This is a genomic window from Mycobacterium sp. SMC-17, assembly GCF_045310915.1.
GTDB lineage: Bacteria > Actinomycetota > Actinomycetes > Mycobacteriales > Mycobacteriaceae > Mycobacterium.
The window spans coordinates 20,312-33,255 of sequence record NZ_JBJIAK010000059.1 but is presented as its reverse complement, the minus strand read 5'-3'; the positions used below and the strand labels follow the sequence as shown (position 1 = coordinate 33,255).

At 66.5% G+C, this 12,944-nt stretch carries 12 protein-coding genes; 6 read left to right on the top strand and 6 right to left on the bottom strand.

Going from position 1 to position 12,944, the window contains the following annotated elements; genetic code table 11:
* Positions 1–206 precede the first annotated feature (206 nt).
* Positions 207–1,685: a serine/threonine-protein kinase gene (locus ACJH7A_RS26440; RefSeq protein ID WP_406802965.1), complete on the bottom strand. Its 1,479-nt coding sequence runs from the start codon at positions 1,683–1,685 to the stop codon at positions 207–209.
* Positions 1,686–1,915: 230 nt separating this feature from the next.
* Here ACJH7A_RS26440 and trxA point away from each other — a divergent pair, with 230 nt between their 5' ends.
* The 4 genes from trxA (at position 1,916) to ACJH7A_RS26420 (ending at position 5,081) form a co-directional block, all read left to right on the top strand.
* Positions 1,916–2,281 (top strand): thioredoxin, encoded by a 366-nt coding sequence (gene trxA, locus ACJH7A_RS26435; RefSeq protein WP_318984587.1) that lies wholly within the window; start codon positions 1,916–1,918, stop codon positions 2,279–2,281.
* Positions 2,282–2,317: 36 nt separating this feature from the next.
* Complete coding sequence (locus ACJH7A_RS26430) at positions 2,318–3,148, top strand: enoyl-CoA hydratase (RefSeq protein ID WP_406802964.1); 831 nt, start codon at positions 2,318–2,320, stop codon at positions 3,146–3,148.
* Between the two features lie 16 nt (positions 3,149–3,164).
* Positions 3,165–4,790 (top strand): ABC-F family ATP-binding cassette domain-containing protein, encoded by a 1,626-nt coding sequence (locus ACJH7A_RS26425; protein WP_061000875.1) that lies wholly within the window; start codon positions 3,165–3,167, stop codon positions 4,788–4,790.
* A gap of 96 nt (positions 4,791–4,886) precedes the next feature.
* The gene (locus tag ACJH7A_RS26420) at positions 4,887–5,081 is read left to right on the top strand and encodes a helix-turn-helix domain-containing protein (protein ID WP_029105025.1); all 195 of its coding nucleotides are present in this window, start codon (positions 4,887–4,889) and stop codon (positions 5,079–5,081) included.
* Positions 5,082–5,146: 65 nt separating this feature from the next.
* Here ACJH7A_RS26420 and ACJH7A_RS26415 read toward each other — a convergent pair whose 3' ends face one another.
* From ACJH7A_RS26415 to ACJH7A_RS26405, 3 genes are read right to left on the bottom strand one after another with little or no spacing between them, the layout of a single operon-like run.
* Positions 5,147–6,868 (bottom strand): flavin monoamine oxidase family protein, encoded by a 1,722-nt coding sequence (locus ACJH7A_RS26415; protein ID WP_406802963.1) that lies wholly within the window; start codon positions 6,866–6,868, stop codon positions 5,147–5,149.
* Complete coding sequence (locus ACJH7A_RS26410) at positions 6,865–7,659, bottom strand: carbon-nitrogen hydrolase family protein (RefSeq protein ID WP_133427681.1); 795 nt, start codon at positions 7,657–7,659, stop codon at positions 6,865–6,867. The genes ACJH7A_RS26415 and ACJH7A_RS26410 overlap by 4 nt, the downstream gene beginning before the upstream one ends.
* A complete protein-coding gene (locus ACJH7A_RS26405; protein ID WP_371824571.1) occupies positions 7,660–9,057 on the bottom strand; it encodes an amino acid permease in 1,398 nt (465 codons plus the stop codon). It abuts the gene before it with no gap.
* Positions 9,058–9,274: 217 nt separating this feature from the next.
* On the opposite strand from ACJH7A_RS26405, the gene ACJH7A_RS26400 reads away from it, so the two are divergent.
* The gene (locus tag ACJH7A_RS26400; RefSeq protein WP_061000971.1) at positions 9,275–10,678 is read left to right on the top strand and encodes a cytosine permease; all 1,404 of its coding nucleotides are present in this window, start codon (positions 9,275–9,277) and stop codon (positions 10,676–10,678) included.
* Here the strand turns inward: ACJH7A_RS26400 and ACJH7A_RS26395 are convergent, their stop codons facing one another.
* The gene (locus tag ACJH7A_RS26395) at positions 10,679–11,278 is read right to left on the bottom strand and encodes a helix-turn-helix domain-containing protein (protein ID WP_061000870.1); all 600 of its coding nucleotides are present in this window, start codon (positions 11,276–11,278) and stop codon (positions 10,679–10,681) included.
* A gap of 88 nt (positions 11,279–11,366) precedes the next feature.
* Here ACJH7A_RS26395 and speB point away from each other — a divergent pair, with 88 nt between their 5' ends.
* Positions 11,367–12,347, top strand: a complete 981-nt coding sequence (gene speB, locus ACJH7A_RS26390) for an agmatinase (RefSeq protein ID WP_061000868.1) — start codon at positions 11,367–11,369, stop codon at positions 12,345–12,347.
* 13 nt (positions 12,348–12,360) lie between these two features.
* On the opposite strand, the gene ACJH7A_RS26385 is transcribed toward speB, so the two are convergent.
* Positions 12,361–12,927 carry a TetR/AcrR family transcriptional regulator gene (locus tag ACJH7A_RS26385; RefSeq protein WP_061000866.1) on the bottom strand — a complete coding sequence of 189 codons (567 nt, stop codon included), beginning with the start codon at positions 12,925–12,927 and terminating at the stop codon, positions 12,361–12,363.
* Positions 12,928–12,944 lie beyond the last annotated feature (17 nt).

Genomic DNA, 12,944 nt, shown 5'->3' with positions numbered 1-12,944 from the left:
GCGTTCACCATGACTCGTTGATCACAACGCGTGAACCACGCCAGATCCGAAGTCCACCACTCCCCGGGACGCTATCGTGGAGCGGACGATCGAGAGCTGTGCCGCGGCGGGCTGACGTGCCGGGGTGGAACAACCAACCGTCCCAAACACCATGGTGCACAGAATGATTCGCGCCAACCGATAGCGGGTTCGATCGGTTGCGGCGGTCAGCAGTATGGGACCCACGCTGGCTCGATATCGAGGTAGACGGAGTTCACATAGGCTCCGTTTGTCAGACGCACCCAGGTCTTGCTGGAGCTGTGACCCGCGCTTGATCGCGCGTCCCCCGTCGTCTGACACGCAATCGTGACCGTCATGCCGTCTCTCAAATCATCGGGGTACAAGCGAGTGGCATTGGTGTGCGGCGCAATCCGCTGTTGTACGCCGCAGGATCCGCCTTCATCGCATGTGCCGATAACTACGCCGGTAGGTAAGGGCGATGCGGCGACAGTTGGTGCGACGATCACTGGCGACGGCCGGGTCACAGTAACCGTTGAAGGTGGCACAGCGGCACTGCTAATGGTGAGGCTCGGCGATGACTGTGGCAACGGCACCGAGACCGTCACGATTGTCTGTTGGGCGGCTGCCGTTGTCGAATTATTCCGTTTGGACACCAGCATGAACCCTCCGATGAGGGCGAGGGCGCCGAGTGCGACCGCGGCGAATACAGCCCACGCCGCTCGACGCGTGCGGATGGATTCGGGAGGTGATGCGGCTGCTGGCGGTGGCACAAAAGGCAGAGCAGCCTCGCGAGCCATCGTGACACCTGGGAAGACGGCAGCGATGGTCGGTGCTGCGGCCGCGAGGCCGCGCCGCGCCGCAAACGCCTTCGCAAAATCTGTGCATGTTGCGAAGCGGTCGTTGGGGTCTTTGGCCAGTGCGGCAGTAAACACCGGATCAAACGCCGCGAGGTCTGGGCGGACGGCCGACAACGGAGGCGGCGACGAACGCAGGTGGTGGCTAATTACCACTGCGGCGTTGGAATTTGGGAACAGCACCGTGCCGGTTAGGAGGTGGTATGCGGTCGCTGCCAGTGCATACTGATCTGCGCGGCCGTCGAGCGTCTCGCCCAGAAGTTGTTCGGGTGCAACGTAATCGACGGTGCCAACTGTCATATTGGTGGCAGTCAGTCCGCCTCGGTCGTCCATAGTCCTAGCAATCCCGAAGTCGCTCAGCAGGATGCGCCGACCGCCATTGTCATCGGGTTTGGTTAGAAGGATGTTGGCCGGTTTGATATCTCGGTGCAGCAGTCCCTTGCCGTGGGCGTAGTCCAGAGCCGATCCCATTGCGGTGACGACTTCCGTGACGAGGTCGATCGGCATTCCGCTCGCGTACTGTCGCTTCAGAAGCGTGCTGGCGTCCTCACCGTCGACGTAGTCCATCGACAACCACAGTTGACCGTGAAACTCGCCGCGATCGTGCACCCCGACGATGTGCTGATGCCACAACGTAGCGGCGAGGTCGGCTTCACGTAAGAAGCGTTCGCGAAATTCGGGGTCGGATGAGGCCTCGCCAGCCAGCAGTTTCAATGCGTCCCGCCGCGGCAGTCGGGGGTGCTGGGCCAGATAGACCTCGCCCATTCCGCCTGCCCCGATGCGGCGGATGATGGTGAAGTCCGCAAACCGCTCATGGACCCCTAGCGACATGCGGGGATGGTACCCGGCCCTTTGGTAGTAAATGGCCAGGATTTGACATGTTCGACCGATCGGAGGACGGCTGCAGTGCCCGGTTGGGTCAACCGCCTGCGCAGCGGCACCCTGGACGGGTTCAATGGCTACGACGCGGCCACTGCGCTGGCGCGATTGAGCTGACCAGACCAGGATTGAGCCGACCAGATACCGGGAACAAGCAGGTACACCGCAATGTTGGGAGAAGCGTGAGCACCAAGGACATCACCGCCGCCGAATTCAACGGCATCATCAGCGACAACGACATCGTGCTGGTGGACTTCTGGGCGTCATGGTGCGGGCCGTGCCGGGCGTTCGCCCCGACGTTCACCGCATCGTCGGACAAGCACCCCGACGTCTTCCACGCCAAGGTCGACACCGAGGCCGAGCAGGCGCTGGCCTCCGCCGCCGAGATCCAGGCCATCCCGACCCTGATGGCGTTCAAGAAGGGCCAGCTCGTGTTCCGGCACTCGGGCATGCTGGCGGCCAACCAGCTCGACGAGGTCATCAGCCAGATCAAGGAATTCGACATCGACGCCGCGATGGCGGAAAAGGGTGACGCCACCGACGCCTAGCACTGCCGGCGGGTGTGACATTGCGCACCCGCTAGCGTGCAGGACGTGAGCGAACAGAACCCACTGGTACTCGTCGACCGTCCGCGCCCCGGCGTCGCACTGGTCACCCTCAACCGCCCCGAGCGGATGAACTCCATGGCCTTCGACGTCATGGTCCCGCTCAAGGCGGCGCTCGATGACATCACCAACGACAACGATGTCCGCGCGGTCGTCCTGACCGGCGCGGGGCGCGGGTTCTCCTCCGGCGCCGACCACAAGTCGGCCGGTTCGGTGCCGCACGTCGCGGGACTGACCCGGCCGACGTTCGCGTTGCGGTCCATGGAAGTGCTCGACGACGTCATCCTCGCCCTGCGCAAGCTGCACCAACCGGTGATCGCGGCGGTCAACGGAGCGGCGATCGGCGGTGGCCTGTGCCTCGCGCTGGCGTGCGACATCCGCGTCGCCGGCGAGGGCGCCTACTTCCGGGCCGCGGGCATCAACAACGGTCTGACGGCCAGCGAATTGGGCCTGTCCTATCTGCTGCCGCGGGCCATCGGCACATCGCGGGCGTTCGAGGTGATGCTCACCGGCCGGGACATCGACTCGGCCGAGGCCGAGCGGATCGGTCTCGTGTCGCGGACCGTCGCCGACGATCAGCTCCTGCAAACCTGCTTCGACATGGCCGAGCGCATCGGCTCGTTCTCCCGCCCGGGAATTGAATTGACCAAGCGGACTCTCTGGAGTGGACTGGACGCCGGTAGTCTGGAGAGCCATATGCAGGCCGAAGGCCTGGGTCAGCTCTTCATCCGACTGCTCACCGCCAACTTCGAAGAGGCGGTTGCCGCGCGCGCCGAGAAACGACCCGCGGTCTTCACGGACGACAAATGAGCTAGGAGGCAGCTGCGTGATCACCGCAACGGACCTGGAGGTCCGCGCCGGAGCGCGCACGCTGCTGGCCTTCGAGGGTTCCGCGCTGCGGATCCAGCCGGGCGACCGGATCGGTCTGGTCGGCCGCAACGGTGCCGGCAAGACCACGACGCTGCGCATCCTGGCCGGTGAAGGCCAGCCGTATGCCGGGACGGTCGAGCGCATCGGCGAGGTCGGTTACCTGCCGCAGGATCCGAAGGAAGGCGATCTGGACGTCCTGGCCCGCGACCGAGTGCTCTCGGCCCGCGGCCTGGACACGCTGCTGGCCGACCTGGAGAAGCAGCAGGCCATCATGGCCGAGGTGGTCGACGAGGCCGCCCGCGACAAGGCGGTGCGCCGGTACGGCGTTCTGGAGGAACGGTTTTCGGCCCTCGGTGGATACGCCGCCGAGAGCGACGCCGGCCGCATCTGCGCCAGCCTCGGCCTGCCGGACCGCGTGCTGACGCAGCCGCTGCGGACCCTGTCGGGTGGTCAGCGTCGTCGTATCGAACTGGCCCGCATCCTGTTCGCGGCCTCGGAGGGCTCCGGCTCCAACACCACGCTGCTGCTGGACGAGCCGACCAACCACCTCGACGCCGACTCGATCGGTTGGCTGCGCACGTTCCTGCAGAGCCACACCGGCGGTCTCGTGGTGATCAGCCACGACGTCGAACTGCTCGCCGACGTGGTGAACCGGGTGTGGTTCCTCGACGCCGTGCGCGGCGAGGCCGACGTCTACAACATGGGCTGGCAGAAGTACCTCGATGCCCGCGCCACCGACGAGCAGCGCCGCCGCCGTGAACGCGCCAACGCCGAGAAGAAGGCGGGTGCGCTGCGGGCGCAGGCCGCCAAGATGGGCGCCAAGGCCACCAAAGCCGTTGCCGCACAGAACATGCTGCGCCGCGCCGAGCGCATGATCGCCGAGCTCGACGCCGAGCGGGTGGCCGACAAGGTCGCCAAGATCAAGTTCCCGACGCCGGCGCCGTGCGGCAAGACCCCACTGATCGTCAAGGGCCTGACCAAGACCTACGGCTCGCTGGAGATCTTCACCGGCGTCGACCTCGCCATCGACCGGGGCTCGCGGGTCGTGGTCCTCGGCCTCAACGGCGCCGGTAAGACGACGCTGTTGCGCCTGCTGGCCGGCGTGGAGACCGCCGACGCCGGTGGCATCGAACCGGGCTACGGCCTCAAGATCGGGTACTTCGCGCAGGAGCACGACACCCTCGACAACGCCGCGACGGTGTGGGAGAACATCCGGCACGCCGCCCCCGACACCGGGGAACAGGATCTGCGTGGCCTGTTGGGCGCGTTCATGTTCACGGGTCCGCAGCTGGATCAGCCCGCCGGCACGCTGTCCGGTGGTGAGAAGACCCGGTTGGCGCTGGCCGGCCTCGTCGCCTCGACCGCCAACGTGCTGCTGCTCGACGAGCCGACCAACAACCTGGATCCGGCGTCGCGCGAGCAGGTGCTCGACGCGCTGCGCAGTTACGCGGGTTCGGTGGTGCTCGTGACGCACGATCCGGGCGCGGCCGAAGCGCTCAATCCGCAGCGCGTGCTGCTGCTGCCGGACGCCACCGAGGACTTCTGGTCGGACACCTACCGCGATCTCATCGAATTGGCCTGACCTGATTCACCGAATCGCCCGCGCCGAGCGAGCGCTGTTCTTACGCTGATTCCCGTCAGCCCGGTATACCGCCGGGGGAGAGTCAGGGGACCGGCGATGAGGCAATCCAAGGCATCTCGCGACCAGATGATGACCCAGCTGCGTAACGCCTACGAGAGCGGCGCCAGTATCAGGTCATTGGTGGCCACGTCCGGAAAATCCTATGGGTCGGTGCACAGCATGCTGGTGCAGTCCGGCGCGGTGATGCGCAGCCGCGGCGGCCCGAACCACCGCAGCCGCAAGATCGCCTGAACGACCCTGCGGCCCAGCCGCTTTCGCCGTGAACAGTCAGTCGCGGCGTAACCCGTTGGTGCTCCTTAGATTTCGTCGGTCAGTCGGACCGGGGCGATCATGTCGAAGACGTCGCCCGGACCGGGGTTGGTGGGCGAGGTCGACCCGCCGAACTGGTCCATCACGGCCCACACCGCGTTGAGCGCCGTGGTGATCGCGCCCTCCGCCCAGCCCGCCGTCCACGAGATGTCGTCGCCCGCCAGGTAGATGCCGCGATGCCGCGCGTCGAGGTCACGCTGCATGAAGTGCGTGTACAGCAGCTCCTGGTAGCGGTAGTGGCCCGGCAGGTTCGCCTTGAACGCACCCATGAAGTTGCGCTCGGTCTCCCACGAGACCGTCTTGGGCGTCTCGATGATGTGGCTGCGGATGTCCACGTTCGGGTAGATCGCCTGCAGCGACTTGAGCATCAGATCCATGCGCTCGGTGGCGCCCAGCGGCACGATCTTCCGGGAGTCGTCCTCCCAGGTGTACGACAGGCAGATGACGCCGGGCTTCTCGTTGCCGTCGGCGTCGAGCCCCTGGTCGAGCAGATAGGTGCCGCGGCTCATCCGGTCGGTCAGCGTCATCGACATGACGTCGCGGCCCTGGGCGTCCTTGTCCTTCCAGAACGGTCGGTCGACCAGTACGAACACCTTGGACGAACCCATGTAGTGCGTCTGCTCGATGGCCGACCACACGTTGGACGGGAACAGGTCGTCGTCGCAGCGAATGTTGTTGAGCAGCATCCACGATTGGGCGGTGACGATGACGGCGTCGTAGGTGCGTGTCTCGCCGTCGGCGTCGGTGATGGTGTAGCGGTTCGGGTGCGTGCGCCGGATGTCGGTGACGGCACCGCGGGTCCGGCCGCCGTGCAGCGATTCGAGCGAGGTGCCGGCAGGCCAGTGGGCGAGGCGCTGCGGGGAGCGCTTCCACAACCGCAGCGGCAGCTGCTGCGATCCGCCGACCACGCCGCGGTGGTTGTCGTCGGCCTCGGTGAGCACCACGCGCAGGATTTCGAGCATCGAGCTCGGGTAGTCGGTGTCCCAGCCGCCCGTGCCGAAGCCGACCTTTCCGAAGATCTCACGCAGCTCGAACGACTTGAAGTGGTGCGACTTGGTCAGAAAGCCCCAGAACGTCTCGTCGTCGAGTTCGCGAACGAGCTTGCCCCAGGCGGACTTCAGGGCCTGGGTGTCGCGTTCGCGGATGGCGTTCTGGATCGCGTGCAGGTCGGCGCCGTCCTCGAGCGTCTTGCGCCAGGCGTCGGCGACGTCGGTGAAGGCCTGCGGCAGGTCGGCGAGTTTCTCGGCGTAGTACGTCTGGCCCTTGAGGTCGACGACGGTGCTGGGGGTCGCGGGGCCCAGCGGGTTCGGGAATTCGATGGTCTCGATGCCGACCTTGTCGAAGTACCGGTACAGCGTCGTGGACGTGGGTGGGAAGCGCATGGCGCCCATTTCGGCGACGGCTTCGGGAGCGTGCTCGAACGGGATGGACCGCATCCGGCCGCCGATCTGATCCGCTTCGTACACAACGGGTTTCAGGCCCATCTTCATGAGTTCGTAGGCGGCGGTGAGGCCCGCGCAACCGGCGCCGACGATCGCGATCTCGGTGCCGTGGCGGTCGGCGGGGATCTTGCCGAGGCCGTCGGCGGAGGACACGTAGTTGTCGTACGCGAACGGGAAGTCGGGACCGAACATCGTGATCGGCTTGTCGGGCGACCGTGCTCCGGTCTCCGACAGCTGCGTCTCTTCGATGGGCTGGGGGACGGTCATCGGGTCTGGTTCTCCTGGTAGAGATCTCGGCGGCGATCGCCGAGATGGGTGTTGACGGCGCGGGACATGGCCACCGCGTCGGGATCGATGTGGGTGACGAGGAGGTCCTCGGTCCGGCCGGCGCGACACAGTTCGGTCGTGTCGGGCGCGATGGTGCAGCTCAGTCCGCAGTACTCGAGGCCGTTCTCGAAGCCCGTGCGGTTGACGTACGACAGGAACAGCTGGCTCTCGTAGGCGCGCGCCGGAACGATATGCGTCGCAACGAAACTCCACGGCTCCATGAGCCCGGTGGGGACGACGAGCCACTGGGTGCCGGCGTCGGCGTGCGCGCGGGCGTTCTCCGGGAATTCGATGTCATAGCAGATCAGCAGTCCGCAGGTGACGCCGTCGAGTTCGAACTGCGCGACCCAGTCGGCGCCCGGGGTGAAGAACTCGCGGTCGAAGCCATACAGGTGGGTCTTGCGGTAGTTGGCCAGGGCTGCACCGTCCCGGTCGACGACCTGGACGCTGTTGTACGGCTTGCCTTCTGCGACCTCGGGATACCCGTAGACGACGGCGATCCCGTTGTCGCGCGCGATGTTCCGGACAGCCTGGAAGATCGGGCCGTCTGCGGACTCGGCGCGGGCGGCGATCTCGGTGCTGATGTTGTAACCGGTCGCCGACATCTCGGGCGTGACGAGAATCCGGCAGCCCGCATCTGCGGCCCGCCGCGCCGCCGCGGCGATGGCCTTGAGGTTCTCGGCGACGGTCCCCGATTCCTGCGGGCCTTGGAACATGCCGACGGTGATCATCTACGCGACGTCCACGCGCAGCTTGGACTTGCGGATGCTGTAGCCGAAGTACACCGCCAGGCCGAGGGCACCCCAGATGCCGAACGCGATCCACGTCGCGACGGGCAGGGCCCACATCAGGTAACAGCAGAACAGGAAACCCAGCACCGGTGCGACGGGGAACAGCCGCAGGCGGAACGTGCGATGCAGGTCGGGGCGCGTGCGCCGCAGGATGATGACGGCGACATTGACCAGCGCGAAGGCGAAGAGGCAGCCGATCGAGGTGGCGTTGGCCAGCTCACCCAGCGACACGAAACCGGCGAGCAGTGACACGACGACGCCGCAGATGACGATGTTCCAGGTCGGCACGAAGGTCCGCGGGTTGATCTTGGCGAACAGCGCGGGCACCAGGCCGTCGACGGCCATGGTGTACAGGATGCGGGTCTGACCGTACTGGACGGCGAGGACGACGCTTGCGATGGCGATGACGGCGCCGATCGACAGGATGATGGCCGGCACATTGCTGCTGGTGATGCCGCTGAGGGCGACGGCCAGGGTGGCGCCTTCGTCGGCGCTGAACTTGGTCCAGCTCATCGCGCCGAGGGCGGCCAGCGCCACGGCGAGGTACAGCACCGTGACGATCAGCAGCGAGGCCATGATGGCGCGCGGCAGGTCCCGCTTCGGGTCCTTGGCCTCGTTGCCCGCGGTGGATGCCGCGTCGAACCCGATGTACGAGAAGAAGACCTGCGAGGCGGCGGCGGAGACGCCGAGGAAGCCCAGCGGCATGAACGGCGTGAGGTTGCCGGCCTTGAACGCCGTGAACGCGACGGCGCAGAAGAACACCAGCACGACGCATTTGAGGATGACCATCGCGGTGTTGACGACGGCCGACTCGGAGGCGCCCCGCAGCAGCAGTATCGAGGCGAGGACCACGATCGTGATGGCCGGCAGGTTGATGACGCCGCCTTCGCCGGGTGCGCCGGTGACGGCGGCGGGTAGCTCGATGCCGAACAGCTGGTGGAGCAGCGTGTTGATGTAGCCGCCCCAGCCGACGGCGACGGCGGCGACCGAGACTCCGTATTCGAGCATGAGGCACCAGCCGCACACCCAGGCCCAGAACTCGCCCAGGGTGGCGTACGCGTAGGAGTAGGAGCTGCCGGAGACGGGGATGGTGCCCGCCAGTTCGGCGTAGGACAGCGCCGAGAACAGCGCGGTGACGGCGGCGAGGATGAACGACAGCAGGACTGCCGGACCGGCTTTCGGCACGGCGGCGCCGAGGATGACGAAGATTCCGGTGCCGAGCGTCGCGCCGATGGACAGGGCGGTCAGATGGATGAAGCCCATCGAGCGCTTGAGGTGGGGGCCGTCCGGGGTTTCGTTGGCGGCGACGATGTCGTCGACGGATTTTTGTGCGCTCATGGCGCGCAGGATGCCCGGCCGTGGGGCCTCGGTGATGGCCAAGGGGAGCTCCGTGGAGAGGAGGGCGCGCCACGAGATTTGTGACTCGCGTAACAGAGTGCGGTACGTCACTCCCATCTGTCAACATGTGGAGTGAGCTAGGAAACAATTGTTGCCTTTGGCGACAGTGAATGCCTACTCTGAGGCCAGTGATCTGAGCCACATCAAAGGGGATGCCATGGCAGGTGCAATCGAGACCCGGTCCATCGACTGGATCCCGACCGGGGAACGCAGGGGCAAGGTGCACCACCAGGCGCCGTTCTGGTTCACCGGCAACTTCGTGCTGACCACGATGGTCACGGGCTTCCTCGGGCCGGCCAACGGCCTGTCCGCGGGATGGTCGGTGCTGGCCGCGGTCGCCGGCGCCTGCTTCGGGACGCTCTTCATGTGCTTCCACGCCAACCAGGGCCCCACGATGGGTCTGCCGCAGATGATCCAGTCGCGTGCGCAGTTCGGCTCGCGTGGTGCGCTCGTCCCGTTCGTCGCCGTGATCTTCGTGTACATCGGCTTCAACGTCTTCAACACCATCCTCGCCACGTCGGGCTTCAAGACGGTTTTCGCGGGCCCGAACTGGCTCTGGTACCTCGGGCTGATGGTGGCGGCCATCGTCATCGCCGTCGTCGGCTTCGACCTGATGATGGTCGTGCAGCGGTGGCTGACATACCTGCTGATCGTCGTGTTCGGTGTGCTCACCGTCTACGCGTTGTCGACCCTGCACCTGAATGCGGCGGTTCCCGACGGCGGCAAGTTCTCGCTGACGGTGTTCCTGATGCAGTTCGCGGCGGCGGCCGGATACCAGATCTCGTATGCGGTGTACGTGTCCGACTACTCGCGCTACCTGCCGGAGAACACCTCGGCCAAGCACGTCATCTGGTGGACGTATCTGGGTGCCGCGGGTTCGTCGGTATGGCTGATGTCGCTGGGTGCGGTGCTGGCGTCGGCGCTGCCGACGCCGGACGCGATCGTCTCGATCCAGACCGTCGGCAACCAATTGCTGCCCGGCTTCGGCACTTTCACCGTCGTGGTGGCGTCGATCGCGCTGGTGACCATCATGTCCGTCAACGCCTACGGCGCGAGCCTGACGAGCATGAGCGCACTGGACGCCTTCCGGCCGATCACGCCCACCGTGCGCCTGCGGGTGCTCGGCATCGCGCTGACGTCGTTGGTCGCGTTCGGCGTCGCCCTGTCGCTGCCGGAGGGTTACCTCGAGTCGTTCAACACGTTCGTGCTGTTGATGCTGTACTTCCTCATCCCGTGGACGGCGGTCAATCTGGTCGACTTCTATTTCGTTCGGCGCGGCCACTATTCGATAGTCGACATCTTCCGGCCCGACGGCATTTACGGCCGGTGGTCCTGGCGCGGACTGGCGGCGTACTTCCTCGGCATGGCGGCGATGGTGCCGTTCATCTCACTGCACTTCTACGTGGGACCTTTCGCCAAGTTGCTTGGGGGAGTGGACATCTCGTTCCTCGTCGGCCTCGCGGTGTCCGGGGTGGCGTACTACGTCCTGACCCGTGATGTCGATCTGAGTGACGAGCACGCCGCCGTCGAACGCAGCCGCCAGGAGCTGACGGCCGCCTGACTACTCGGCAGCCTCGGCCAGCCGCCGCTGCGTCAGCGCCGGGGTAAGCACCCACAACACCTTGGCGCCGGACTGCGCGTCGGCGTGGAAGGCGTGCGGGCGGTCGGCCTCGAAGGTCAGCGCGTCGCCCGCCTCGAGGGTGATGCGGCTGCCGTTGCCCTCGACGAAGTCGATGTGCAGCCGGCCTTCGGTGACCATGGCGAACTCCACCTCGGCCGGCAGCGAGTAGGTGTCGCTCCCGCTGCCGCCGCCGGGCGCGATGTCGCTCAGCAGGACCTGGAATCGGCGCTCGCCCGTCGGTGTCAGCTGGAATTCGGTCATCCGGGTGCCGCCGAACTCGATGGGCGGGTATTCGCCGGCGCGGACCACCTCGCCGACGGGGGTCTCGTCGAACAGGGAACCGACCTGGAGTTCGAGTGCGTCGCAGATGCGGATGAGGGCGGCGACCGACGCGTTGGACTGGCCGCGTTCGACCTTCGACAGGTAGCCCTTGGTCACGCCGCTGGCGGCGGCGAGCTCGTCGAGGGTCATGCGCTTGGCGCTGCGGGCGGCCTTCAACCGGGCAGCGATCGTTAGTTGCGTTGCCGGCGAACCGCCCACGATTTCCTCCTAGGAAACAAAGGTTGACAATAATTCTACTGCCGGAAACAATGAGACCCAAGCCACACGCCACGACTTTGGAGAACTGATGAGCTTCGACCGGTACATCACGACCACCGCGCCCGACGGCCGCGAGATCATCGGCCAGGTCGATGCGAGCCGGTTCCCGCGCTACGCCGAGCCGGCCACGTTCGCCCGGGTGGCGCGCCTGGACCAGGTGTCCGCGCCCGACGTCACGATCCTCGGCGTCCCGTTCGACACCGGCGTGTCCTACCGCGCGGGCGCGCGCTTCGGCCCGGGCCACATCCGTGCCGCGTCCAAGCTGCTGCGGCCCTACAACCAGGCGCTCGACGTGTCACCGTTCGCCAATCAGCAGGTCGCCGACGCCGGCGACATCGGCGTCAACCCGTTCAACATCAACGAGGCCATCGAGACCATCGACACCGAGGTGACCGCGCTGCGCAAGGACGGCAGCGCCGTGCTGACGCTCGGCGGCGACCACACCATCGCGCTGCCGATCCTGCGGTCACTGCACCGCGACCACGGCCCCATTGCCGTGCTGCATTTCGACGCCCACCTCGACACCTGGGACACCTACTTCGGCGCCGCCTACACGCACGGCACACCGTTCCGCCGGGCCAGCGAAGAGGGCCTCATCGACATGGAGCGTTCGCTGCACATGGGTATCCGTGGGCCGCTGTACAGCAAGAAGGACCTCGAGGACGACGCGATCCTGGGCTTCCAGGTGATCCGCTCCGACGACTACCAGGTCGACGGCCTCGCGAGCGTGCGGGAGCGCATGGTCAAGCGGCTGGCGGGCGGTCCGGTCTACGTCTCGGTGGACATCGACGTGCTGGACCCGGCGCACGCGCCCGGCACCGGGACGCCGGAGGCCGGGGGACTGACGTCGCGCGAACTGCTGCATTCGCTGCGTTCGCTGACCGGTCTGAACGTGGTGGGCGCAGACATCGTCGAGGTGTCCCCGGCGTACGACCACGCCGAGCTGACGGGCATCGCCGCCGCACACGTCGGCTACGAGCTGCTGTCGGTGATGAGCGCGAACCGCTGAAAGGGTTGAGCCGCTAGGGCTTTCGGCGGACCGATGCCTCGACGATGTCGAGGACGGCCGCCAGATCCTCGCCGGTCTGCCCTGAGGCCAGCCGCGCGATGAGGCCGTCGAGCACCAGGTCGAGATAGATGTGCAGCACTTCGGTGGGCACGTCGTCACGCAGCGTGCCGGCGGCCTTCTTGCGCTCCAGGCGCGCGATGGTGGCCTGGTTGAGTTCCTCGTAGCGCTGCTGCCACTCGGCGCGGAACTCGGCGTCGGTGCGCAGCCGGCGGGCGATCTCCAGCCGGGTGCCCAGCCACTGGTAGTTCTCCGGCTTGGCCAGCATGTTCCGCATGACCTGCACGAGGCCGTCCTTCTCGACGGTCTCGGCCATCCGCTCGCCGTCTTCCTCGGCGAGCGCGAAGAACAGCGCGTCCTTGTCGCGGAAATGGTGGAAGATCGCGCCGCGCGACATCGCGGTGGCTTCTTCGAGAAGCCGCACTGTCGCACCTTCGTACCCGAACTCGGAAAAACAGCGTCGGGCGCCGTCGAGGATCTGCGCTCGACGGGCGGCGAGATGATCGTCGCTGACTTTGGGCACCAGGACTCCTACCGGCG

Coding starts and splice junctions, on each gene's coding strand:
- ACJH7A_RS26420 (WP_029105025.1), top strand. CDS start 4,887: ATGAGGCAATCCAAGGCATCTCGCGACCAGATGATGACCCAGCTGCGT.
- ACJH7A_RS26405 (WP_371824571.1), bottom strand. CDS start 9,057: ATGAGCGCACAAAAATCCGTCGACGACATCGTCGCCGCCAACGAAACC.
- speB (WP_061000868.1), top strand. CDS start 11,367: ATGAGCTTCGACCGGTACATCACGACCACCGCGCCCGACGGCCGCGAG.
- ACJH7A_RS26410 (WP_133427681.1), bottom strand. CDS start 7,659: ATGATCACCGTCGGCATGTTCCAAGGCCCGCAGGAATCGGGGACCGTC.
- ACJH7A_RS26440 (WP_406802965.1), bottom strand. CDS start 1,685: ATGTCGCTAGGGGTCCATGAGCGGTTTGCGGACTTCACCATCATCCGC.
- ACJH7A_RS26400 (WP_061000971.1), top strand. CDS start 9,275: ATGGCAGGTGCAATCGAGACCCGGTCCATCGACTGGATCCCGACCGGG.
- ACJH7A_RS26415 (WP_406802963.1), bottom strand. CDS start 6,868: ATGACCGTCCCCCAGCCCATCGAAGAGACGCAGCTGTCGGAGACCGGA.